Here is a 21,545-nt window from a genome sequence, read left to right as displayed (position 1 = left end):
ACGTACAAGACCGTCACGTTGTCATGAAGGGGCCGTGTCCGGGAGTCCGTACCCGTCCACCAGCGCGCGCGCCGCCCGCGTGGCGCGGGCGGCCACCTCCGCCGCCACCGCACTGGGGTCGCCGAACATCCCGTCGAGCAGCAGGGCGACATAGCCGCGCGCCATCACCGAGAGCGCTTCGAGCAGTTCGACCGCGGTTTTCGCGCCCTGCCCCGGCGGCACCACCTCGAACGCGCTCGGCAGCAGCAGATCGATGAACTCCCGGGTGCTGTTGCGCAGTTCGACGTGGTGGGCGCGCAGACCGGGGGCGAAGAGCAGCTCGAAGGCGCCCCGGTGGACGGCGGCGGCGCGCACATAGCTGCCGGCGACCATGGCCAGGCGCTCTTGGGGCGAGGAGGCCGTGGCCATGGCCTGGAGATGGATGGCCCGCAGCCGGTGTGACACCTCCAGGGCGGCGGCCGCCAACAGCGCGTCGCGGTCGGCGAAGTGGCGGTAGGGCGCCCCGGGGCTCACCCGGGTGCGGCGCGCGGCCTCCGCCACCGAGAAGCCGCGCACCCCTACCTCGTCTACGATCTCCAGCGTCGCCCGGACCAGCGCGGCGGCCAAGTCGCCGTGGTGGTAGGCGCCGCGTTCCCTGCCCCCGCTGCGTGCCATCCGGCTGACCTTATCGGATATCCGTTCGGTTTTCTCCGGCCCCGTCACGCATCGCCCGCAGGGCCTCGCGCGACCGCTCGATACGGATCGGCAGATCGCGCACCCGTACCCCGGTGGCGTGGTGGAAGGCGTTCGCGATCGCGGCGGCCGAGCCCACGATGCCCAGCTCGCCGATGCCCTTGCCACCGACCGGGTTGAGCCGGCTGTCGCGCTCGTCCAGCCAGTGCACCTCCAGCTGCGGCACATCGGCGTTGGCGGCGATGTGGTAGCCCGCGAAGTCGTGGTTGGCGAAGTCGCCGAACGCCGGGTCCACCTCGCCGACCTCCAGCAGCGCCATGGAGAGCCCCATCGTCATCGCCCCCAGGAACTGCGAGCGGGCCGTCGTGGGGCTGAGGATCCGCCCGGCCGCGAACACCCCCAGCATCCGGTCGACGCGGATCTCGCCGGTGTCGGCGTCCACCCGCACCTGGGCGAACTGCGCGCCGAAGGTGTGGCGCGAGAGGTCCGCCCGCTCCTGGAGGTCCTCGGTGGTGTCGGCCGTCACCTCCAGGCCCCCGTCCGGGACGACACCCGCGTAGCCGCGCATCTCCTCCACCAGCGCGCGGCACGCCTTGTGGACGGCCCAGCCCCACGACGACGTGCCCATCGAGCCGCCCGCGAACGCCGCCGCGCCCAGCGACGCCCGGCCGATCTCCAGCCGCAGCCGCGTCAGGGACACCCCGAGCGCGTCCGCCGCCACCTGCGTGAGCGCGGTGCGCGCCCCCGTGCCGATGTCGACCGCGCCGATCCGGACCACGAAGGTCCCGTCCGGCTCGGCACGCGCGGTGGCCGTCGAGGGAAAGGTGTAGTCGGGGTGGTGCGAGGCGGCCATGCCGGTGCCGACCAGCCAGCGCCCCTCCCGGCGGACCCCCGGCGCCGGATCGCGCCGCTCCCAGCCGAAGCGCGCCGCGCCCTCGCGCAGACACTCGACCAGGCTGCGGCTGCTGAACGGCTTGCCGGTGCCCGGGTCCAGCTCCGGTTCGTTGCGGATACGCAGCTCGATCGGGTCCATGTCCAGCTCGACGGCCAGCTCGTCGATGGCCGACTCCAGCGCGAACATGCCCGGGGTGTGGCCGGGCGCCCGGAACCAGGCGGGCGTCATGATGTCCAGCGGCGCCACCTTCACGGTGGTGCGCACATCCGGCGCCGCGTACATCATCCGCGTCGAGGACACCGTCTGGTCGGCGAACTCCAGCATCCTCGAGCGCGGCTGCACCGACTCGTGGTCGATCGCGGTCAGCCGGCCGTCCCGCTCGGCCCCGAGCCGGATCCGCTGGATCGTCGGCGCCCGGTGGGGGACCAGCGCGAACATCTGCTGCCGGGTCAGCGCGATCTTCACCGGCCGCCGTACGACCTGGGAGGCCAGCACCGCCAGGACGGCCGGCGAGCGCGGAATGCCCTTGGACCCGAAGCCGCCGCCGACGTGTTCGGTGACCACCTCCACCGCGTCCAGGTCGAGCCCGAACAGCGCGGCCATCAACTGCGCGGCCATGCGAGGGCCCTGGTTGGAGTCGTGCAGGGTCAGCCGGCCCTCCTGCCACGAGGCGATGGTGGCATGCGGCTCCATCGGGCTCGGATGCTCCACCGGGGTGGTGTACGTGGCGTCGGTGCGCACCGGGGCGGCCGCCAGGGCGCGCTCCACATCGCCGCGCTCCTCGAACCCGGGGCCGCCGTCGGTCACCCGCTCGGGGACGTACGCCGCCTCGTCGTCCGCGCGCAGCACCACATCGTGCGGCTCGGGCGCATAGCTCAGCCGCACCGCCGCCGCGGCCTCGCGCGCGGACTCCAGGGAGGTGGCCACCACCGCCGCCACGATCTGGCCGTGGTAGGCGACCTCGGGGGACTGCAGCACGAACAGGTCGGCGCTGACCTCCGCGTCCGCGTTCAGCCGCGGGGCGCTGCCGGAGTCGAGGACCGTCAGCACGCCCGGCAGCGCGAGGGCCGCGGAGGCGTCCACCTCCGTCACCCGGCCGCGGGCGATCGTCGACTGCACCGGCCAGACATAGGTGATGTCCGGGGTCGGGAACTCATAGGAGTACAGCGCCTCCCCGGTGACCTTCTGGGGGCCGTCCACCCGGGTCAGCGGGGCGCCGATCGTCTGCTCGACGGTGGTCATGCGCGGTCCTTCCTCGCGACCAGGTCGCGGATGGCCGCGACGATCAGATCAATGGTCAGGTCGACCTTGAACGCGTTGTCCGGCAGCGGGCGAGCGGCCGCCAGCTCCGCCCGCGCCGCCTCGCGCAGCGTCTCCACGCGCAGTGTCCCCTCGTCGGGGCGCTGCCCCCGCAGCAGCTCCTCCGCCGCCCTGGCCCGCCACGGGCGCGGCGCCACGCCGCCGAGCGCGATCCGGACGTCCGCGAGCCGGCCCGCCTCGTCCACACTCACCGCCGCGCCGACGCTGACCAGCGCGAAGGCGTAACTGCGGCGGTCGCGTACCTTGCGGTAGACCATCGCCGCGCCCGGCGGCGGGGCCGGCAGCTCCACGGCGGTGATCAGATCGCCGTGGACCAGTACGGTCTCCCGCTGCGGCGTGTCGCCGGGCAGCACGTACAGCTCCTCCACCGGGACGGTGCGCATGGCGCCGTCCGCCGAGCGCACCCGCACCACCGCGTCCAGCGCGACCAGCGCCACCGCCATATCGGACGGGTGACTGGCCACGCAGTGCTCGGAGGTGCCCAGGATCGCGAGGTCGCGGTGCGCCCCCTCGATCGCGGGACAGCCCGAGCCCGGCTCGCGCTTGTTGCAGGGCTTGGTCACGTCCTGGAAGTAGCCGCAGCGGGTGCGCTGCAGCAGATTCCCCGCCACCGTGGCGACCGTACGCAGCTGCCCCGACGCGCCCGCCAGCAGCGACTGCGACAGCAGCGGGAAACGCTCCCGTACGCCCGGGTCGCCGGCCAGCTCGCCGTTGCGCACCGCGGCGCCGATCAGCGCCGAGCCGTCCGCGCGGTGCTCGATCCGGTCGTGGTCCAGCCGGGAGACGTCCACGACCAGGCCGGGCCCGGCGACGCCGAGCTTCATCAGGTCCACCAGATTGGTGCCGCCGCCCAGATACACGGCGTCGGGCCGCTCCGCCACCAGCGCGGCCGCCTCGGCGGGGTCGGCGGCGCGTACGTACGCGAACTCCCTCATCGCGCGCCCCCCTCGGCGCCCGCCGCCTCCAGGACCGCTTCCACGATGCCGCCGTACGCGCCGCAGCGGCACAGATTGCCGCTCATCCGCTCGCGGACCTCCTCGTGGTCCAGCGCGCCGACGCCCTCGGCGGTGTCCTCAGTGACCTGGCTCGGCCAGCCGCGCCGGGCCTCGTCGAGCGCCCCGATGGCCGAGCAGATCTGACCGGGGGTGCAGTAGCCGCACTGCAGCCCGTCGTGGTTGAGGAAGGCGCGCTGTACCGGGTGCAGCTCCGCGCCGTCCGTAAGGTCCGCCACCCCCTCGATCGAGACGATCTCCCGCCCCTCGGCGGCCACCGCGAACATCAGGCAGCTGTTCACCCGCTCGCCGTCCATCAGGACGGTGCAGGCGCCGCACTGCCCGTGGTCACAGCCCTTCTTCGTACCGGTCAGGCCCAGCCGCTCGCGCAGCACATCGAGCAGGGTGGTCCGGTTGTCCACGGTCAGGGCGTGTGCGGCGCCGTTGATGCGCAAGGTGATGTCGCTACTTGGAGACGAATGTGAGAGGGTCATACATCCAATGTATCAATCTCTTACATGAGTTGAGGGAATTTCAGACATGCCAGAGGCAGAGATGCCGCGTGTCGCGATGCCGGGCCCTGGGGGATGGGCCGCCGGGGCCCCGGGTGGCGAGGCGCCGAGGGCGGTCGAGGAGGCGTACCGGTGGTGGCGGGCGGGCGAGCCCTTCGCCCGCGCCACCGTCGTGGACACCTGGCGCTCCTCACCCCTGCCACCGGGCACGAGCATGCTGGTCGGGCCGGACGGCTCCGCCGTCGGCAGCGTCTCGGGCGGCTGTGTCGAGGGCGCGGTCTACGAACTCGCCCAGGAGGTCATCGCCTCGGGCACACCGGTGCTCCAGCGCTACGGGGTGAGTGACGACGACGCCTTCGCGGTCGGGCTGACCTGCGGCGGAGTCATCGACATCCACGTGGAGCGGATCGACCCCACCGGATTTCCCGAGTACGGCGAGGTGGCCGAGGCGATCCGGGCCGGGACGCCGGTGGCCGAGGTGATCTGCGTGGCCGTCGATGGCCCCGACCCCGAGGGCAGGCTGGGCCGCCGACTGGTGGTCCGGCCCGACGGCACCACCGGGTCGCTCGGCTCCGAGCGGCTGGACGCGGCGGCCGCTCAGGCCGCGCGCGGCATGCTGGCCGGCGGGCGCACCGGCACCCTGCGCCACGGCTACGACGGCCGGCGCCTCGGCCAGGAGCTCACCCTGTTCGTATCCGCCCACGCCGCGCCGCCCAGGCTGCTGGTCTTCGGCGCCGTCGACTTCGCCGCGGCACTGGCCCGTATCGGCGGCTTCCTCGGCTACCGCGTCACCGTCTGCGACGCCCGCCCCGTCTTCGCCACCCGGCGCCGCTTCCCCGAGGCGCACGAGGTCGTGACCGACTGGCCGCACCGCTATCTGCGGGCCGAGGCGGAGGCGGGCCGGCTGGACGAGCGGACCGTGGTCTGCGTCCTCACCCACGACCCCAAGTTCGATGTGCCCCTGCTCGAGGTCGCGCTGCGCCTCCCGCTCGGCTACATCGGCGCCATGGGCTCCCGCCGCACCCACGAGGACCGGCTGCGCCGCCTGCGCGAGCGCGGCCTCGGCGAGGACCGGCTGGCCCGCCTGGCCTCGCCCATCGGCCTCGACCTGGGCGCCCGTACCCCCGAGGAGACCGCGGTCAGCATCGCCGCCGAGATCGTCGCCGACCGCTGGGGCGGCAGCGGCACCCGCCTGACCTCGCGTACCGGATCCATCCATCCGGCGGCCGGTGGCTGACATCCGGCGGCCGGTGGCTGAGACGGCCGTACGGAGCGGGGCGGGCCGGGGTCACAATGGGTCCGTTTCCGGAGATGGATGTAAGGGGAATCGAGTCAGCCGTGGAGACCGCGAGAAACACCGAGGAGGAGACCGGCCCGGCGCAGGAGGGCCGACCCGCCGGGGACGAGCCGAGCGGGGACGGGCCGGCCGGAAGGGGGTGGCGGCGGTGGGTCATGGATGTGCGGCCCCTGCGGCACCGTCCGTTCCGCCGCCTGTGGGCGTCCACCTCCATCACCACGATCGGCAGCCAGCTCACCGCGGTGGCCGTGCCCAAGCAGATCTACGACCTCACCGGCTCCTCGGCCTGGGTCGGCTACGCCAGCTTCGCGGGGCTGCTGCCGCTCGTGGTCTTCGCGCTGTGGGGCGGCGCGATCGCCGACCGGGTGGACCGGCGGACCCTGATGCTGGTCACGGGGGTCGGCATCGCCGTCATCTCGGTGCTGTTCTGGGCGCAGTCCGCCGCCGGGATCCACTCGGTGGCGCTGCTGATGGTGCTGCTCGCCGCCCAGCAGGGCCTGTTCGGGATCAACTTCCCGGCCCGTAGCGCCTCGATAGCCCGGCTCGTCCCCGCCGAGGAACTGCCCGCCGCGGGTGCCCTGCAGTCCACCGTCGCGCAGACCGGCATGGTGCTGGGGCCGCTGCTGGCGGGGGCGCTGATCCCGCTCATCGGCCTGTCCACGCTGTATCTGATCGACGCCGTCGCGCTGTGCTTCACCCTCTGGGCCGTATGGCGGCTGCCCGCGCTGCCCCCGCTGGACACGGGCAAGGACACGGGCAAGAAGGCGGGCAAGGACGAGGGGCGCGGCAGGCGGCGGGCCGGCGGGCGGGAGGTGGCGGACGGGTTCCGTTACATCGTGGCGCAGCGGGTGCTGCTGCTGTCCTTCCTCGCGGACATCGTCGCGATGGTCTTCGGCATGCCGCGCGCCCTGTTCCCGCAGCTGGCGTCGAGCACCTACGCGCCCTGGGGCGAGGGGTTCGCGCTCGGGCTGCTGTTCGCGGCGATACCCATCGGGGCGGTGGTCGGCGGGCTGCTGTCGGGGACCTTCTCCCGGGCCCGCCACCACGGGCTGATGGTCAGCGCCGCCGTGGTGGTCTGGGGGCTGGCCATCACCGGGTTCGGGCTGAGCGGCGGACTCTGGTGGGCGGCGGCCTTCCTGGCCGTGGCGGGGGTCGCCGACATGGTCTCCATGGTCTTCCGCGGGGCGATCCTCCAGTCGGCCGCCACCGACGATATGCGCGGCCGGATGCAGGGCGTCTTCACGGTCGTGGTGGCCGGTGGGCCACGCCTGGCCGACCTGCTGCACGGCACGGGCGGCTCGCTGTTCGGCCCCCGGGCGGCGGTGACCGCGGGCGGCCTGCTGGTCGTCGTCATCATGCTCGCCATGACCGCCGCGGTTCCTTCCTTCCGGCGCTACACCGCCTGAGGACCCTGGCGTGTCCTCAGGCGGCGGGCGGTCAGACGCGGTCGGCCGCGATCAGGAAGTACTGGAAGGAGCCGTCCTTGTAGGAGTTGATGAACGCCTCCTCAATGCCGGTGACCAGTGAGGACGTGGCCCGTAGCGCCCAGTAGGGCAGGGTCGCGGGAGTGAGGTCGACGACGGCCTGCGGTACGAGCCGGTTGTCGGCCATGGCGCGCAGATACTCCCGGCGGGAGTGGATGTTGCACTCGAAGTGCGCGTTGATCTGGGAGACCCACTTCGAGGGCTGGCCGTAACGCGGGTTCCAGCAGCCGGTGATGGTCACATAGCGGCCGCCGACCGCGAGGATGCGGGAGTGCTCGGCGAAGAGGTCGTGCAGGTCGACGTACATGCTCGACTCGTTGTTCCACGAGGCCGCGGCCTGCCCGGTCTCGAAGGGCGTACCGAGCATATTGCAGACGCGGGCGTGGACGTGGTCCTCGATGCCGAGTTCGCGGGCGCGCTGGTTGGCGAAGTCGGCCTGCCTGGCCGACAGCGTGACGCCCTCGACCGTGCACCCGAAGCGCTGGTGGGCCATGACCATCGAGCCGCCGCGGCCGCATCCGGCGTCCACGAGCGTGTCGTCGCGCTCGATGGGGCCGAGGTGGTCCAGGAGGAGTTCGGCCTGCGCCGACTCCAGGCGGTGGAGCTCGGCGATCAGCCTCTTCTCGTATTCGCCGGCGCCGTCGTCGGCGTTGCCCAGGGCGGCGTGGTCGACGTTTCCGATGCCGTAGTGGTGGTGGTAAAGGCCGTCGACATCGCCGAGCCGCAGGTTCACGGGCCTGGCCTCGTGGTCCCAGTAGCGGGCGATGTCCCCCTGGTAGGGCGTGCTCGGGGCGGGGATGAACACGGAGGTGTCGGCAGAGGTGGCGACGGTGGTGAGATCGGCGCTGGTCACGGATGAATCCATTCTTCTTTACCAGAAATCGGGCAGGGTGTAGCGATAGGTGTTGGTCTGGTGCCAGTAGTGGTTGCCGTCGACCCATACGGCCACGCCGCGCACAAAGCGCTGCACGCTCGGGACGGGGCAGGTGGCGGCCAGGGCCGCGGCCTCGGCCTCGAAGTCGTGCATGAGCTCGTTGTGGACCTCGACCGCCTTCAGATAGCCCTCGCGGTCGGAGCTGCCCTCACGTTCGGCGATCACCACGGGCAGGTTCAGATGCCTGCCGGGGCTCGCGAGTTCCTTGGTGTACGAGTACAGGTCGTTCACGATGGTGGTGGCGTTCCCGGCGAGCGCGATGACCCGCTGCATGGCGGGCTGGGCGTGCAGGTCCGCGGGGAGTTCGTAGCCGCCGACGGTGTCGGTGATGGTGGGGCAGGGACGGAAGTTGTTGAACTGGCGCATCGCCAGGTACTCCCACACCTCGGGGACGTGGTCCGTCTGGGCCCAGGCGGCCTCGGCGAGGTACCCCATGTGCAGCCGGGCCATGTCGTGCCGGAACCGGTCGGCCTGGGAGGGGCCGGCCGCTTGGAGGAAGTACTCCATGGCGGAGCGGTAGGCGCGTCGGGGCGCGTCCGAATGAAGCGACTCCGCCCACCGCGGTTGGTACTCCTTGGTCGTGTGCAGGGGGTCGAGGGCGGTGTGCGCCAGCAGAAGGCGTCCGCCGAGGCCGATGGGCGAGCCTCCGTGGTCCTCGCAGTAGCAGTCGTCCACCGCGTTCTCGGCGACCATCAGGCGCGTGGCGAGCATCAGATGGTCGACGGTGGGGGCGTCCGGATGGCAGGCGACCATGTAGCGCCCCACCGAGAAGCCGTCGAACTGGTCCTCCCAGTCCTCGGGGTACAGATCGACCTCGTCCAACGCCCATGCCTTGATCCTGCGGCTGACCTCCTCCACCCGCACGGGGTCGGGCTCCGCCACCGGGTGGTGGTAGAGGCCCGGAACCGGGTTGCCCTCCGCCGGAGTTGCGGGAGCCGTAGGCAGTTCAAGCGGCTCCGACGGTGTTGGTGGTTCCTCGCGCCGGGCCAGGTGCAGGCTCGCCGTGCCCAGGCCGCTGGGGCCACGCAGGATCCGTTCCAGGACGGTGCTCGGTGCCTCGGAGCGGGAAGCAGCCGCGGGCAGGCTCGACTGCGGAGGCTGTGGACTGGACTGCCGAGACGGCTCCGGCTGTGCTTCCGGGCTGGTGTCAACAGTCATCGGGCGAACTCTCCTTCGTCAGGGCGGTGGCCGGCGTGCGTGCGCGTCACCGGGAAACGCGTCACCGGGAAAGCGGAAGGGAGGGGGCGAACATCCGGGAATCCGTCCAGATCCCGGGGAACAGTAACGGCCGGTGCGCCCAGGGGGCCTTCGGAAGCCGATGACATTAACTCGATGCGATGATCTGACCCCGCACCATGTTTGCCCGGGCGACCGACGGTATTCGGACAGGGGCGTGGGTACCGTGATGATCAACGGACGGCCGTGGCCATGCCAACCCCGCGCGAGCCCGTCCGGAACCGCCGAGCGGCCCAGGAGGCTCTACTCAGCATGCCCACCCTGCCTCAGCAGCCGTCGGCGGATCCGCCCGGCCCGCACATGGTCGTCTGCGGCGACGACGCGCTCGCCCACCGCCTCGCCGCCGAACTCAAGGATGTCTACCTGGAGCGGGTGACCGTCGTCATCCCCGCCACGCCCTCCGCCTGGGAGCCACGGCCGGCCCGGACCGCGGCGCCCGGGGCAGGGCGCGGACGGGCGCGGGCCGCGGCGCTCTTCGGGCGGATGACGGCGGCCGTGGGCCGCCCGTCGCTGTCCCCGCCGGAGCCCGCCGCCGCGCCTTCGGGTGCGGGCATACGGGTCCTGGAGGCGGTCGAGCCGGACGACGAGGTGCTGACCGAGGCCGGAGTGGAACGGGCCGCCGCCCTCGCGCTGGTCTACGACGACGACGAGACCAACATCCACGCCGCGCTGCGCGCCCGCCGCCTCAACCCCCGGCTGCGGCTGGTGATCCGGCTCTACAACCGCAAGCTCGGCGAGCATCTGCGGGAACTGCTCGACCAGGCCGCGGCGGTCGCCGACCCGGGCCTCGACGCGACGGAGCCGGACGCGTCGACCACCGTCCTGTCGGACGCCGACACCGCCGCGCCCGCGCTCGCGGCCACCGCCGTCGCGGGCACCAGCAAGGTGATCCAGGCCGACGGGGTGCTGCTGCGGGCCGCCATCCGCACCCCGCGTGGCCGCGACGCCATCGCCGACCCCGGGCTGGCCACCCTCGCACTGCTCTCCTCGACCACCAACGACCCGGCGGGCCAGGAGGGTTCGGACAGCAGCGGGGCCGAAGGGCCGCGCATGCTGCCCGACGACCAGGCCGCGGCCGCCGCGACCGGGCGTCGTACGGTGGTGCTGGAGGCCGTCTCGCACACCGGATCCGCGCTGCCGCCGCGCCGGCTCGGCGGCCGGGGCGTGCCGCTCGGCTCGCTGTTCTCCCGTCGGCTGCGGCGGACCGTCCTGGGGTTCGCCGCGGCGCTGCTGGCCCTCGCCGTCGCGTCCTGGCAGATCACCGGGGAACACCCGCTGCGCGCCGCCTATTTGACGCTGCTGGACATCCTTGGCACCGGCGACCCCGCGCTCGGCCAGCCGCTCGCCCGGCAGATTCTGCAACTGCTGTCCGGACTGGTCGGCCTGATGCTGCTGCCGGTCCTGGTGGCCGCCACGCTGGAAGGGCTCGGCACCTTCCGGACCGCGTCCGCCCTGCGCCGGCCGCCGCGCGGGCTGTCCGGCCATGTCGTACTGCTCGGCCTCGGCAAGGTCGGCACCCGGGTGCTGGCCCGGCTGCGGGAGATGGACATCCCCGTGGTGTGCGTCGAGGAGGACCCCCAGGCGCGTGGCATTCCGCTGGCCCGCCGGCTGCGGGTGCCCACCATCATCGGGGACGTCACGGAGGAGGGCGTGCTGGAGGCCGCCAAGATCGACCGGGCACACGCACTGCTCGCGGTCACCAGTTCCGACACCACCAACCTGGAGGCCACGCTGTACGCCCGCTCGCTCGAGCCCGGCCTGCGGGTGGCCATGCGACTGTACGACGACCGCTTCGCCAGAGCCGTCTACCGCACCCTGCGGGCCGCGCACCCACAGGCGCTGACCCGCAGCCGGAGCGTGTCCACGCTGGCGGCCCCGGCCTTCGCGGGTGCCATGATGGGGCGTCAGATCCTCGGCGCGGTCCCGGTCGAGCGGCGGGTGCTGCTCTTCGCCGCGGTGCCGGCCGCGGGCCACCCGCAACTGGAGGGCCGCACGGTCGCCCAGGCGTTCCGGCCGGGCGCCTGGCGGGTCGTCGCCCTGGACACCGCGGACGCCGGCGGCCGGCTCCGCGATCTGGCCGTGGCGCCCCCGGACGACGGCAGCGGGCGGCAGCGGGGCCTGGTGTGGGACCTCCCGCCGGACTACGTCCTGCGGCCCCAGGACCGCGTGGTGCTGGCAGCGACCCGCCAGGGTCTGGGCGAACTCCTCGGTCGCGGGCCGGTGTCCGGCCGTACGGATGGCCGTACGGATGGCCGTACGGATCCCGCCGCGCGGCCCGCCTCCCCGGGCCCGGCCTGAAACAGGGCCCATGGGGTCAGGACGGGCCTGCCCAGTCCAGCGTGGGGGCCAGGGATCCCTCCAGGGTCAGCAGCCACCGCTTCACCGCGAGCCCCGTCTCCCCGCCGCCGAAGCCGCCGATGCCATCGGCGGCCACCACACGGTGGCACGGCACCAGCAGCGAGATCGGGTTGGAGCCCATGATCGACCCGACCGTGCGCGCCGCGAGCGCCCGCTGCTCCGGGTCCGCCGCCTCGAACGCCCCGCTGCGCTCGGCGAGTTCGCCGTAGGTGATGGTGCGGCCGAAACCGACCCTCTGCTGGAGCGTACGCAGCACGTCCTGCTGCGCCCCGGACGTCAGCCGCCAGTCCAGCGGCAGGTCCAACTCCCGCCGCCGCCCGGCGAAGTAGTCGGCGAAGCGGCCGACCACCGCCGCCGCCCTGCGATCGCCGGATGCCTCGGATATCAGCGGCCCCGCCGGTAACCCGGCCGCGCCCTGCGGGGTGTAGGCAGCCGCCGCCACGCCCTGGTCGGTCACGCCCACCCGCATCCGCCCGGTGGGAAGCGGCGTCTCCACGGTCACCCACATCACGCTCACCCGGCGACCCTACTGGGCACCACCGACACCCGGCCCGGGAAGGATGTCGTCAGGCGCCCCTCAGCTGATTGTGGTCACCGGCGCCGTTGACGGAGGACGGCGGGCGGGTGGGGCGCTCCAGGATGCCCCGGGCGTCGCTCGGGATCGCCTCGGGGGCCGGGCCGGGCGGTGCGCCCGTGGTCTCGGCCGCACCCTGGTAGGGCTGGGCGGAGCCGTTGATCTTCTCGATCGCCTGCCGCGCCTGCTCACCGGGGGAGCGGGCGGTCAGGGGCGCGGCCGGGGCCGGGGCGGGCGCGGGGAGCTGCTGGCCGCGGTCCTGGGCGGGCTTGGCGTGGCTGGCGTGAGTGGTGTGCGTGGCGTGGACGGCGGAGGCCGGCCGGCCGCGCAGCCGGTGGCTGACGGCCTCGTCGAGGCTCACCGGGCGTTGCAGCTGGGCGGCCAGCCGGCCGGCCTCCTGGCCGAGCCTGGCGATGTCCTCCCAGGACAGATGGAGCACGAGGCGGAGTTCCGCGTCCCCGCCCGGGAGAGCTTGTACGGGAGGGATGGCCGGCTCGTTCACGATCGGTTCTCCAAGCGTCGGGCGGCTGTTGGGCCGCTGTCGGGTCGGCGTCGTGCGCCGTGCGTCGCGCGCCGTGCACGGGCGCACGAAAGGTGGTACGTGGCCCGGCCCCTGCCCGTTCAATGCCTTGTTCAACACCTCCTCCTTCCTAGGGGTTTCCCTCGTTGGTCTTCCTCCAGCCGACGGCCCTGCCCCGGGGGCCGCTCGATTGTGATCGAATGATCGCTACTATGGGCGGGTTCTGGGAAAACCGATCACGGGCGGTGGGGTATGCGGGAGCCGGCGCGGGGCAGGCAGGCGCGGATCGTGGGCATCGTGGAGGCCCGCGGGCTGGCGAAGATCACCGATCTGGCCGATGAGCTGGGGGTCTCCGTCGTCACGGTGCGCCGGGACATCGAGGAGCTGGCGCGCCGCGGGGAGGTGCGCCGCGGCCACGGGGTGGCGCGTTCGCTGCGGCCGTTGCCCGAGCCCGGCGGGGGCACCGGCGACGCGATCGGCATGGTCGTCCCGGAGCGCAACACCTATCTGACGGAGGCCGTGCAGGGGGCGCGGGAAGCCGCCGAACAGGCGGGTCTGCGGCTGGCGCTGCACATCGCCGCCGACGAGCCGGGCGCGGGCCGCCGCGCGGTCCGCCAGGCGCTGGACGCCGGGGTGCGCGGTCTGCTGCTCGCGCCGCGCTGGCGTACGGCGGCGGAGGCGGCGGCGGACCACGCGTGGCTGTCGGCCCTGGAAGTGCCGGTGGTGCTGGTGGAGCGCCGCCCCGAGCGGGGCAGCGCCATCTACGGCCTCGACTCGGTCCGCGCGGACCATGGGCACGGGGTGCATCTGGCCCTGGACCATCTGCTCTCCCTCGGCCACCGGCGGATCGTGCTGGCGGCGCGCGACGACAGCCCCACCGCGCGGGTGATCCGCGCCGAGTTCGCCGCGCAGACCGCGGCCCGCGAGATCGCCGAGGGGTGCCGTACGATCCTCAGCTCGCGCACTGCGGGGCCCGATCCGAGCGTCGCCGACGCGCGGGCGGCCGATCTGGCACACGCGCTGCGCGAGACCGGGGCGACGGCGGCGCTGATCCACAGCGACATGGACGCGCTGGTGCTGTTGCAGCGGCTCGAGGAGGCCGGTATCGAGGTGCCGCGGGACTGCGCGGTCGTGGCGTACAACGACGTGGTCGCGGACATGGGGCATATCGCGCTGACCGCGGTGGCCCCGCCGAAGGCGGAGATCGGGCGCGCGGCGCTGGATGTGCTGCGCCGTCAGTTCGACGCGGCGCGCGAGGGCCGGCGGCCCGGTGCCACCCGTCATCTGGAGCTGCTGCCGGCCCTCGTGGTCCGTGAGTCCACGGCACCCGCGGCGGCCCGCCAGTGCTGATCGTTTGACCGCTTTAGTTTCTTCTGTTCGATGTATTGACGTCTTTTCAGTCAAGCGATCAGGATTCCCCGTGACTCCACCGTTGAATCAGGGGAGGGTCCATGCCTGGCCATAGACGCCCAGGACGCCTGGCAACCCGACGCCGGGCCACGGCCGGAACAACGGCACTACTCACTCTGCTCGTCCTCGTACTGGCGGGCTGCTCCACGGACCGCGGGTCCGACACCGTCGGCGACGGTCCCGTGCGCCTCACCTTCTGGTCGGCGCTGCGCGGCAGTCAGGAGGTCGTCGACGAGTTCAACCGCACCCACACCAAGATCAAGGTCGATTTCCAGCAGGTTCCCTCGGGGGAGCAGGGCGGCTGGGCCAAGCTCAGCAACGCCGCGCGCGCGGGCAATTCCCCCGATGTGGCCACCATCGAATACCCGCAGCTGCCCAGTTTCACCATCGACGGCGTGCCCCGGGACATCACCAAGCTGTTGCCGGACTCGGTGCGCAGCAAGATCCTGCCGCAGGCGCTTGACCTCACCACTTTCGAAGGCCGCACCTACGCCGTACCGGTGGACATCGAGCCGATGGTCTTCCTGTACCGCAAGGACATCTTCACCAAGAACCACATCCCGGTGCCCAAGACCTGGGCGGAGTTCGAGAGTTCGGCCCGCAAGCTCAAGAAGGCCGAGCCGCGGTCCCGTATCGCCAGCCTCTTCACCACCGGCGGCACGCTCTACATGGCCGCGTACGCCTGGCAGGCCGGGGCCCAGTGGTACGACACCGCCGATGACACCTGGCGCATCAACATGGACGACGCCCCCACCCGTAAGGTCGCGCGGTACTGGCAGCGGCTGATGGACCAGGACCTGGTACGCGTGGAGCCCGGGTCCAGCCAGCAGTGGCGGGCCCATCTGCGCAGCGGGGAGACGGTCGGCTATCTGGCGGGCGCCTGGGCCGCGGGGTCCATGATGGCGTCCACCCCCGACGGCAAGGGCAAATGGGCGATCGCGCCGGTTCCGCAGTGGGACCCGGCCAAGCCGAAGGTGTCCACCCAGGGCGGCTCGACCTTCATGGTCACCAAGGACAGCCACCGTCCCAAGGAGGCCATGGAGTTCATCTCCTGGATGGTCACCAGCCCCGACGCACTCCGCGCCAAGCTCGCCAGCGGTGTCAGCAGCGCCTTCCCGGTCGTGCCCGATCTGGTCCCGGTCGCCCGCAAGGAGATGGACACCAGCTACTACTCCGGTCAGGACATCTTCGGCCTCTTCCAGCAGCAGGCCGAGCTGATCTCCCCGACCTGGAAGTGGGGGCCGCGGATGGTCTCGACCACCACCTCCGGCGACGACGGGCTCGCGAAGGCCGGTGTCGGCAGCGGCGACATCCTGAAGGTCCTGCGTGAGGCCCAGAACAAGACGATGCCCGATCTGAAGAGCCTCGGCCTGTCGGTCACCACCGGCTGAGCCCGCCGCCCCCGCCGCCCCGTTGTCGCACCCCTGAGCCGCTCGTCTCACCCCTGAGCCGCACCTCACCCTGTCTGAGCCGAGGTATCCCGTGAGCACAGTCATGTCCTCGAAACGGACGGCGCCGCCATCGGCGGCCGCCGCCGACCCGCCCCGCAGAACCGGACGACGCCAGCAGCGGATCGCCGCCACCGTGCTGCTGACCCCCTTCACGGCCCTGCTCATCGCCGTGTTCCTGATCCCCGTCGGCTATGCCATCTACCTCAGCCTCTTCTCCGAGGACCACGAGGGCCTGGGCTTCGGCGGTGGGCGCACCGTCTTCACCGGGCTGCGCAGCTATCTCTCGGTGCTTCAGGACCCGAGCTTCCTCGCCGGGTTCGGCACCATCGCCCTCTACTGCGTGATCTTCGTACCCCTCGTGGTCATCGGCTCGCTCGCGCTCGCCCTGCTGCTCGACTCGGGCCTCATCCGGCTGCGGCGGACCGCGCAGATGCTGGTCTATCTGCCGCACGCCGTCCCCGGCATCATCGCGGCCGTCATCTGGCTGTACCTCTACACCCCGGGGCTCAGCCCGGTCATCAAACTCTTCGCCCAGGCCGACATCACCATCGACTTCCTCGGTCTGCACACCGTGCTGCCGTCGATCGTCAACATCGCTCTGTGGAGCGGGCTCGGCTACAACATGATCATCTTCTATGCCGCGCTCCAGGCGCTGCCGCGTGAGGTGATCGAGGCGGCGACCATCGACGGCGCCGGGGGCATCCGCACCGCGCTCCAGGTCAAGGTGCCCATCGTGCGCGGCTCCGTCGTCCTGGTGTGCATGTTCTCCCTGATCGGTGCGCTCCAGCTGTTCACCGAACCCATGCTGATGAACCAGGCCACCCCGATGGTCAACTCCCGCTTCACCCCCAACATGTACATCTACGACGCGGCCTTCCGCCGCAACAACTACGGACTCGCCTCCGCGGCCTCCGTGATCCTCCTGATCGTCACCTGCGTGCTGTCGTACGCCGTGACGCGCTGGTCGGGCCGCCGGGAACGGAGAGTGGGATGACCACGACCACACCCACCACCGCCGTGAACGCCGCCGGCGGACCACCGGCCCGACCGCTCGGCAGGCCCTTCGGCCGTTCCAGGCTGACCAGCCGCGGTATCGCCAACGCGGTGGTCCTGATCGCCGCCCTCTACACCATGCTGCCCACGCTGTGGCTGGTGCTGGCGTCCACCAAGAACGCCGACGCCCTCTTCGGCAGCGACATCTTCTCCCTCGGCGACTTCTCCTTCGCACGCAACCTCTCCGACCTGTTCTCCATGGACGGCGGGCTCTACGGCGAGTGGTACGTCAACAGCCTGCTGTACGCGGTCGTCGGCGCCCTGGTCGGCTCGCTCATCAGCGTCTCCGCGGGCTACGCCTTCGACAAGTACGAGTTCCGGCACAAGGAGAAGCTGTTCGGCCTCGTCCTCACCGGTGTCATGGTGCCGCCGACCGTACTGGCCCTCCCGCTCTATCTGGTGGCCTCAGGCGTCGGCATGGTCAACACCTTCTGGGCGGTCTTCATCCCGGTCCTCTTCAACCCCTTCGGCGTCTACCTCGCCCGCCTGCTCAGCAGCGGCTATGTGCCGAACGAGGTGCTGGAGGCGTCCCGGATGGACGGCGCCGGCGAGCTCACGACCTATTTCCGGGTCAGCCTGAGGATGCTCGGCCCCGGCTTCGTCACCGTCTTCCTCTTCCAGCTCACCGCCATCTGGAACAATTTCTTCCTCCCCATGGTGATGCTCTCCGACCAGCACCTGTATCCGCTGAGCCTCGGCCTCTACACCTGGAACAGCGCCGCGACCGTCTCGCCCGAGTACTACCCCCTGGTCGTCATCGGCTCGTTGCTCGCCGTCGTACCGCTGATCGCGGCCTTCGTACTGCTCCAGCGTTACTGGAAGTCCGGCCTCACCGCAGGGAGCGTCAAGTGATCCCACCGCACCCCCGTCCGCGCGCCGTCCTCGCCATGGCCTCCAGGACCGCGCAACAGGTGCTCGACGCCGAGGCGCTGGCCCGGCTGGCCCGGCTGACCGATCTCGACCCGGGGCTCGTCCTCGACGACTTCACCACGCCGGCCGCCCAGCACGCCCTCGCCACCGCCGAGCTCCTGGTCACCGGATGGGGCTGCCCGCCCGTCGACCGCCGGGCGCTGGACGCCGCCCCCCGGCTGCGCGCCATCGTGCACACCGCCGGGACCGTGCGCCACCACATCACCGACGCCTGCTGGGAGCGCGGCATCGCGGTCTCCTCGGCCGCCGCGGCCAACGCCGTACCCGTCGCCGAGTACACCCTCGCCATGATCCTCCTCGCCAACAAACGCGTCCTGGACATCGCCCGCGACTACCGTGCCGAACGCCGCCGGATCGACTGGACCGAGCGATACCCCGGCGCGGGCAACTACCGCCGGACCGTCGGCATCCTCAGCGCCTCCGCCATCGGCCGGCGCGTCATCGAACTGCTGCGCCCGCACGACCTCGACGTGCTGCTGTACGACCCGTACGTCACAGCCGAAGAGGCCCGCGAACTGGGCGCCCGGCTCGTCCCGCTGGCGGACCTGTTCGCCACCAGCGACGTGGTCAGCGTGCACACCCCGCTGCTGCCCCAGACCCGCGGCCTGGTCAGCCGCGAGCTGCTGGCGGCCATGCCCACCGGCGGCACACTGATCAACACCGCCCGCGCCCCGATCCTGGACCAGGCCGCGCTGACCGACGAGGTACGGGCCGGACGGCTGTACGCGGTGCTGGACGTCACCGAACCGGAGGTGCTGCCCGCCGACTCACCGCTGCACGACTGCGACCACGTGCTGATCACACCGCATATCGCCGGGTCGAAGGGCGGTGAGCTCAGACGCCTCGCCGATCTGGCGGTCGGCGAGGTCGAGGCGTACGCCCAGGGGCGGCCGTTCGCCCATCCGGTACGCCCGGAGGTCCTGGACCGCTCGGCGTGACGCGTGACGCGTGACGCGTGACGCGTGACGCGTGAGGCGTGACGCGCGAGGCCGGACACCTGTCGTCGGACACCTGAAACGCCTGAGGCCGGACACCGGGCCATCCAGCACAGACGCGAGTAGGAGACCCATCCCCGCCATGCCCACCTCCACCCTCTCCAGCACCCCCACCGCGCCGCTCCCCTTCCCGTTCCCCGCCGACGACCGCGCGCTCAGCCCGTACACCGGGCTGACCCGCGCCCACTGGGAGGCCGTCGCCGACGGGATGCTGCGCGCCGCCCTGCGGTACGCCACCCCCGGCCACGGCCTGATCGATCTGCCCGGACCGCCGTCGAAATCCGGAGTGCGCTCCGACGGCCTCGAGGGATTCGCCCGCACCTTCCTGCTCGCCGCCCTGCGCGTCGCGGGCGCGGGCGGAGCCGACCCGCACAGCTTCCTGCCCCGCTACACCGCGGGCATCGAGCGCGGCACCCTCACCCCCGGGCGGGACGACGCCGAGTCCTGGCCGCTGATCGGCCATCACGGCATCCAGGGCCAGCCGATGGTGGAGGCGGCGTCCGTGGCGCTGGCCCTGCGCATGACCGCGCCATGGACCTGGAAGAGGCTGCCCGCCGCCGCCCGGGACCGTACCGAGGAATGGCTGCGCGGCGCGCTGCGGCACACCCCCGCGCCCAACAACTGGTACCTCTTCCCGCTGACCGTCGCCGGCTTCCTGGAGTCGGTCGGGCGCGGTGACGCCGAGACCGCCCGGGCCATCGAGCGCGGCCTCGACCTGCTGGAGGGCTGGTACCGCGGCCAGGGCTGGTACACCGACGGCGACGGGCGGGCCTTCGACCACTACAACGGCTGGGCCCTGCACCTGTATCCGCTGCTGCACGCCCATCTCGCCGCCGACCACGCGCTGCTCGACCACCTCGGCCCGCGGCTGCGCGAGTTCCTGGAAGGCTTCTCGCTGCTCTTCGACGCCGACGGCGCACCCATCCACCACGGCCGCTCCCTCACCTACCGCTTCGCCGCCGGCGCCGCCGTCGCGCTCGGCGCCCTCACCGACCACACCCCGCTGGCACCGGGCGCCACCCGGCGCCTGCTCAGCGGGGCGCTGCGGCACTTCCTCGACCGCGGCGCGCTCACCGGGGACGGTGTGCTGAGCCTGGGCTGGTACGGGCCCCACGAGGCCACGCTGCAGCGCTACTCGGGACCGGGCTCCCCGTACTGGGCGTCCAAGGGGTTCATCGCCCTGCTGCTCCCGCCCGACCACCCGGTGTGGACCGCCACGGAGGAACCGGCCCCGTCCCAGCGCCGGGACCGGGTGCTGGCGCTGCCCGCGCCCGGCTTCCTGGTGCAGACCACCGGCCGCGACGGGCTGGTGCGGCTGCACAACCACGGCAGTTCCAAGATCCGCCCCTGGGACGCCGAGCGGCCGCCCAGCGACCCGCTGTACGCGCGCCTCGCCTACTCCACCCGCACCGGCCCGACCAGCGCCGCCAACACCCCCGACAACCACATCGGCCTCGAACTGCGCGGGCTGCGCAGCTTCCGGATCCGGATCACCCCGCTGGCCGCGGGCCCCAACTGGCTGGCCTCCTCGCATATCCCCGTCTTCCCCGACGGCGGCCCCGTCCTGCCCGCCGCGCGCATCGACAGCCTGACCCTGGTCCGCGGCCCGCTGGAGCTGCGGGTGCACCGTACGGTGAACGTCCCCGCCGGTACGGCGGTCCACCACAGCGGCTGGGCCGTCGCCGTCCCGCCGGACACCGCCGCCGAGCAGGCGGACGGGGCCGGTCCGGCGGGGGAGACCTGCCTGGCGGGGGCCGAGGTCACCGGCCGGCTGCTGCCGCTGCACGGCTGGCAGAGCTCCACGGTGCGCAGGGCCCCGCAGGGCACCGCGTACGGGTCCTGGGCCCTGGTCCCCGAACTCACCGGCACCGTCGGCACCCCCGTCGGGACCGTCGGCGAGGAGGAGCCCGGCACCGTCTTCGTCGCGCTCGCCTCGCTCACCGGCGACCCCGACGCCCCGCCCCTGGCCGGGCTCGCCACCGCCGAGGTGAGCGGAACCACCGTCACGGTCCGCTGGGCGGACGGGCGCAGCACCGTGGTGGACTTCGACGGCGGCGGCCCGGACGGGGACGCGCCGCGGGTGACGGAGCGGACCGCATGACCGGCGCCCCCGCGGCCGCCACCCGCCTGGGCATCTGCTCCGTCACCTTCCGCCATCTGGACCCGGACCAGGTGATCGCCGCCGTGGCCGGGGCGGGCCTGGAGTGCGTGGAGTGGGGCGCGGACCGCCATGTGCCCGCCGGGGACGAGCAGGCCGCCCGCCGGGTGCGCGAGGCCACCGAGGAGGCGGGCCTCGCGGTCGCGTCGTACGGCTCGTACTACCGCGCCGGGGTCAGAAAACCCGAGGAGTTCGACGCGGTCCTGCGCTCGGCGGTGCTGCTCGGCGCGGCGCGGATACGGATCTGGGCGGGTACCACCGGCACCCGCGAGACCCCGCCCGAGCGGCGCCGGCAGGTCGTCGAGGACACCCGGCGCGCCGCCGCGCTCGCGGCCGACGCCGGGGTGGCCCTCGCATACGAATTCCACCGGAACACCCTCACCGACGGCGCCGACCACGCGCTCGGACTGCTCGACGAGGTGGGCATGGACAGCATGGACAGGGTTCACAGCTACTGGCAGCCGCCTGTTGAACCTGCTCTGTCCGACGCCGAGGTGCTGTCCGGCCTCGACGCGCTGCTCGACCGGGTGGTCGCGGTGCACGCCTTCTCCTGGTGGCCCGGCACCACCCGGCTGCCGCTGTCGGCGCGCGAGGAGATGTGGCGCGCCGTCTTCGAGCGGCTGCGCGCCCACCGGGCCGCGCGGGCAGGCGTACCAGGGCCGCTGGACGTACTGCTGGAGTTCGTGCCCGGGGACGACGAGGGGATCCTGCCGAGGGAGGCGGCGACGCTGCGGGCCCTTGTGGGTGGGTGAGC

At 72.6% G+C, this 21,545-nt stretch carries 18 protein-coding genes; 10 read left to right on the top strand and 8 right to left on the bottom strand.

Going from position 1 to position 21,545, the window contains the following annotated elements; genetic code table 11:
- Positions 1–21: 21 nt before the first annotated feature.
- Genes ACFV2X_RS12770 through ACFV2X_RS12755 form a run of 4 tightly spaced genes read right to left on the bottom strand, consistent with a single transcriptional unit; the run spans position 22 to position 4,373 of the window.
- Complete coding sequence (locus tag ACFV2X_RS12770; protein ID WP_385615022.1) at positions 22–654, bottom strand: TetR/AcrR family transcriptional regulator; 633 nt, start codon at positions 652–654, stop codon at positions 22–24.
- A 10-nt stretch (positions 655–664) separates the two neighbouring features.
- Complete coding sequence (locus ACFV2X_RS12765) at positions 665–2,809, bottom strand: xanthine dehydrogenase family protein molybdopterin-binding subunit (RefSeq protein WP_385615020.1); 2,145 nt, start codon at positions 2,807–2,809, stop codon at positions 665–667.
- Positions 2,806–3,822 (bottom strand): FAD binding domain-containing protein, encoded by a 1,017-nt coding sequence (locus ACFV2X_RS12760; RefSeq protein WP_385615017.1) that lies wholly within the window; start codon positions 3,820–3,822, stop codon positions 2,806–2,808. Before ACFV2X_RS12760 ends, ACFV2X_RS12765 begins: the two co-directional genes overlap by 4 nt.
- Complete coding sequence (locus ACFV2X_RS12755; protein WP_043488085.1) at positions 3,819–4,373, bottom strand: (2Fe-2S)-binding protein; 555 nt, start codon at positions 4,371–4,373, stop codon at positions 3,819–3,821. The genes ACFV2X_RS12760 and ACFV2X_RS12755 overlap by 4 nt, the downstream gene beginning before the upstream one ends.
- A gap of 46 nt (positions 4,374–4,419) precedes the next feature.
- On the opposite strand from ACFV2X_RS12755, the gene ACFV2X_RS12750 reads away from it, so the two are divergent.
- Both ACFV2X_RS12750 and ACFV2X_RS12745 read left to right on the top strand, forming a co-directional pair.
- The gene (locus tag ACFV2X_RS12750; protein ID WP_385615014.1) at positions 4,420–5,628 is read left to right on the top strand and encodes an XdhC family protein; all 1,209 of its coding nucleotides are present in this window, start codon (positions 4,420–4,422) and stop codon (positions 5,626–5,628) included.
- Between the two features lie 101 nt (positions 5,629–5,729).
- On the top strand, positions 5,730–7,094 hold the full coding sequence (locus ACFV2X_RS12745) for an MFS transporter (RefSeq protein WP_385615012.1): 1,365 nt from the start codon (positions 5,730–5,732) through the stop codon (positions 7,092–7,094).
- 31 nt (positions 7,095–7,125) lie between these two features.
- Here the strand turns inward: ACFV2X_RS12745 and ACFV2X_RS12740 are convergent, their stop codons facing one another.
- Together ACFV2X_RS12740 and ACFV2X_RS12735 are read right to left on the bottom strand one after the other, a co-directional pair.
- Complete coding sequence (locus ACFV2X_RS12740; protein ID WP_385615010.1) at positions 7,126–8,037, bottom strand: geranyl diphosphate 2-C-methyltransferase; 912 nt, start codon at positions 8,035–8,037, stop codon at positions 7,126–7,128.
- Positions 8,038–8,043: 6 nt separating this feature from the next.
- Positions 8,044–9,264 carry a family 2 encapsulin nanocompartment cargo protein terpene cyclase gene (locus ACFV2X_RS12735; protein ID WP_385615008.1) on the bottom strand — a complete coding sequence of 407 codons (1,221 nt, stop codon included), beginning with the start codon at positions 9,262–9,264 and terminating at the stop codon, positions 8,044–8,046.
- Between the two features lie 330 nt (positions 9,265–9,594).
- Here ACFV2X_RS12735 and ACFV2X_RS12730 point away from each other — a divergent pair, with 330 nt between their 5' ends.
- Positions 9,595–11,640 carry an NAD-binding protein gene (locus tag ACFV2X_RS12730; RefSeq protein ID WP_385615005.1) on the top strand — a complete coding sequence of 682 codons (2,046 nt, stop codon included), beginning with the start codon at positions 9,595–9,597 and terminating at the stop codon, positions 11,638–11,640.
- Positions 11,641–11,656: 16 nt separating this feature from the next.
- Here the strand turns inward: ACFV2X_RS12730 and ACFV2X_RS12725 are convergent, their stop codons facing one another.
- Positions 11,657–12,208 carry a methylated-DNA--[protein]-cysteine S-methyltransferase gene (locus ACFV2X_RS12725; protein WP_385615083.1) on the bottom strand — a complete coding sequence of 184 codons (552 nt, stop codon included), beginning with the start codon at positions 12,206–12,208 and terminating at the stop codon, positions 11,657–11,659.
- A 58-nt stretch (positions 12,209–12,266) separates the two neighbouring features.
- On the bottom strand, positions 12,267–12,776 hold the full coding sequence (locus ACFV2X_RS12720) for a hypothetical protein (RefSeq protein ID WP_385615003.1): 510 nt from the start codon (positions 12,774–12,776) through the stop codon (positions 12,267–12,269).
- Positions 12,777–13,046: 270 nt separating this feature from the next.
- Between ACFV2X_RS12720 and ACFV2X_RS12715 the strand changes: the two genes are divergently transcribed.
- The 7 genes from ACFV2X_RS12715 (at position 13,047) to ACFV2X_RS12685 (ending at position 21,543) form a co-directional block, all read left to right on the top strand.
- Positions 13,047–14,144 (top strand): LacI family DNA-binding transcriptional regulator, encoded by a 1,098-nt coding sequence (locus ACFV2X_RS12715; RefSeq protein ID WP_385615000.1) that lies wholly within the window; start codon positions 13,047–13,049, stop codon positions 14,142–14,144.
- A gap of 101 nt (positions 14,145–14,245) precedes the next feature.
- On the top strand, positions 14,246–15,595 hold the full coding sequence (locus ACFV2X_RS12710; protein WP_385614996.1) for an ABC transporter substrate-binding protein: 1,350 nt from the start codon (positions 14,246–14,248) through the stop codon (positions 15,593–15,595).
- Positions 15,596–15,698: 103 nt separating this feature from the next.
- Positions 15,699–16,649, top strand: coding sequence for a carbohydrate ABC transporter permease (locus ACFV2X_RS12705; RefSeq protein ID WP_385614993.1), 951 nt, complete (start codon positions 15,699–15,701; stop codon positions 16,647–16,649).
- Positions 16,646–17,560, top strand: a complete 915-nt coding sequence (locus ACFV2X_RS12700; RefSeq protein WP_385614991.1) for a carbohydrate ABC transporter permease — start codon at positions 16,646–16,648, stop codon at positions 17,558–17,560. Before ACFV2X_RS12705 ends, ACFV2X_RS12700 begins: the two co-directional genes overlap by 4 nt.
- A 35-nt stretch (positions 17,561–17,595) precedes the next feature.
- Positions 17,596–18,576 (top strand): hydroxyacid dehydrogenase, encoded by a 981-nt coding sequence (locus ACFV2X_RS12695; RefSeq protein ID WP_385615080.1) that lies wholly within the window; start codon positions 17,596–17,598, stop codon positions 18,574–18,576.
- 139 nt (positions 18,577–18,715) lie between these two features.
- A complete protein-coding gene (locus ACFV2X_RS12690; RefSeq protein ID WP_385614988.1) occupies positions 18,716–20,734 on the top strand; it encodes a DUF2264 domain-containing protein in 2,019 nt (672 codons plus the stop codon).
- Complete coding sequence (locus ACFV2X_RS12685) at positions 20,731–21,543, top strand: sugar phosphate isomerase/epimerase family protein (RefSeq protein WP_385614986.1); 813 nt, start codon at positions 20,731–20,733, stop codon at positions 21,541–21,543. Before ACFV2X_RS12690 ends, ACFV2X_RS12685 begins: the two co-directional genes overlap by 4 nt.
- The last annotated feature ends 2 nt before the right edge of the window (positions 21,544–21,545 follow it).

The sequence above is a fragment of the Streptomyces sp. NPDC059679 genome, from assembly GCF_042734105.1.
In the GTDB taxonomy this organism is placed as follows: Bacteria; Actinomycetota; Actinomycetes; order Streptomycetales; family Streptomycetaceae; genus Streptomyces.
Note: the sequence above shows the minus strand (reverse complement) of the source record. Positions and strands in the feature narration are given on the sequence as shown.

What these genes read in the sequence shown, in the direction of transcription:
- ACFV2X_RS12770 (WP_385615022.1), bottom strand. Translation starts at nt 654, where the DNA reads ATGGCACGCAGCGGGGGCAGGGAACGCGGCGCCTACCACCACGGCGAC.
- ACFV2X_RS12765 (WP_385615020.1), bottom strand. Translation starts at nt 2,809, where the DNA reads ATGACCACCGTCGAGCAGACGATCGGCGCCCCGCTGACCCGGGTGGAC.
- ACFV2X_RS12760 (WP_385615017.1), bottom strand. Translation starts at nt 3,822, where the DNA reads ATGAGGGAGTTCGCGTACGTACGCGCCGCCGACCCCGCCGAGGCGGCC.
- ACFV2X_RS12755 (WP_043488085.1), bottom strand. Translation starts at nt 4,373, where the DNA reads ATGACCCTCTCACATTCGTCTCCAAGTAGCGACATCACCTTGCGCATC.
- ACFV2X_RS12750 (WP_385615014.1), top strand. Translation starts at nt 4,420, where the DNA reads ATGCCAGAGGCAGAGATGCCGCGTGTCGCGATGCCGGGCCCTGGGGGA.
- ACFV2X_RS12740 (WP_385615010.1), bottom strand. Translation starts at nt 8,037, where the DNA reads ATGGATTCATCCGTGACCAGCGCCGATCTCACCACCGTCGCCACCTCT.
- ACFV2X_RS12735 (WP_385615008.1), bottom strand. Translation starts at nt 9,264, where the DNA reads ATGACTGTTGACACCAGCCCGGAAGCACAGCCGGAGCCGTCTCGGCAG.
- ACFV2X_RS12730 (WP_385615005.1), top strand. Translation starts at nt 9,595, where the DNA reads ATGCCCACCCTGCCTCAGCAGCCGTCGGCGGATCCGCCCGGCCCGCAC.
- ACFV2X_RS12725 (WP_385615083.1), bottom strand. Translation starts at nt 12,208, where the DNA reads ATGTGGGTGACCGTGGAGACGCCGCTTCCCACCGGGCGGATGCGGGTG.
- ACFV2X_RS12715 (WP_385615000.1), top strand. Translation starts at nt 13,047, where the DNA reads ATGCGGGAGCCGGCGCGGGGCAGGCAGGCGCGGATCGTGGGCATCGTG.
- ACFV2X_RS12710 (WP_385614996.1), top strand. Translation starts at nt 14,246, where the DNA reads ATGCCTGGCCATAGACGCCCAGGACGCCTGGCAACCCGACGCCGGGCC.
- ACFV2X_RS12705 (WP_385614993.1), top strand. Translation starts at nt 15,699, where the DNA reads ATGTCCTCGAAACGGACGGCGCCGCCATCGGCGGCCGCCGCCGACCCG.
- ACFV2X_RS12700 (WP_385614991.1), top strand. Translation starts at nt 16,646, where the DNA reads ATGACCACGACCACACCCACCACCGCCGTGAACGCCGCCGGCGGACCA.
- ACFV2X_RS12695 (WP_385615080.1), top strand. Translation starts at nt 17,596, where the DNA reads ATGGCCTCCAGGACCGCGCAACAGGTGCTCGACGCCGAGGCGCTGGCC.
- ACFV2X_RS12690 (WP_385614988.1), top strand. Translation starts at nt 18,716, where the DNA reads ATGCCCACCTCCACCCTCTCCAGCACCCCCACCGCGCCGCTCCCCTTC.
- ACFV2X_RS12685 (WP_385614986.1), top strand. Translation starts at nt 20,731, where the DNA reads ATGACCGGCGCCCCCGCGGCCGCCACCCGCCTGGGCATCTGCTCCGTC.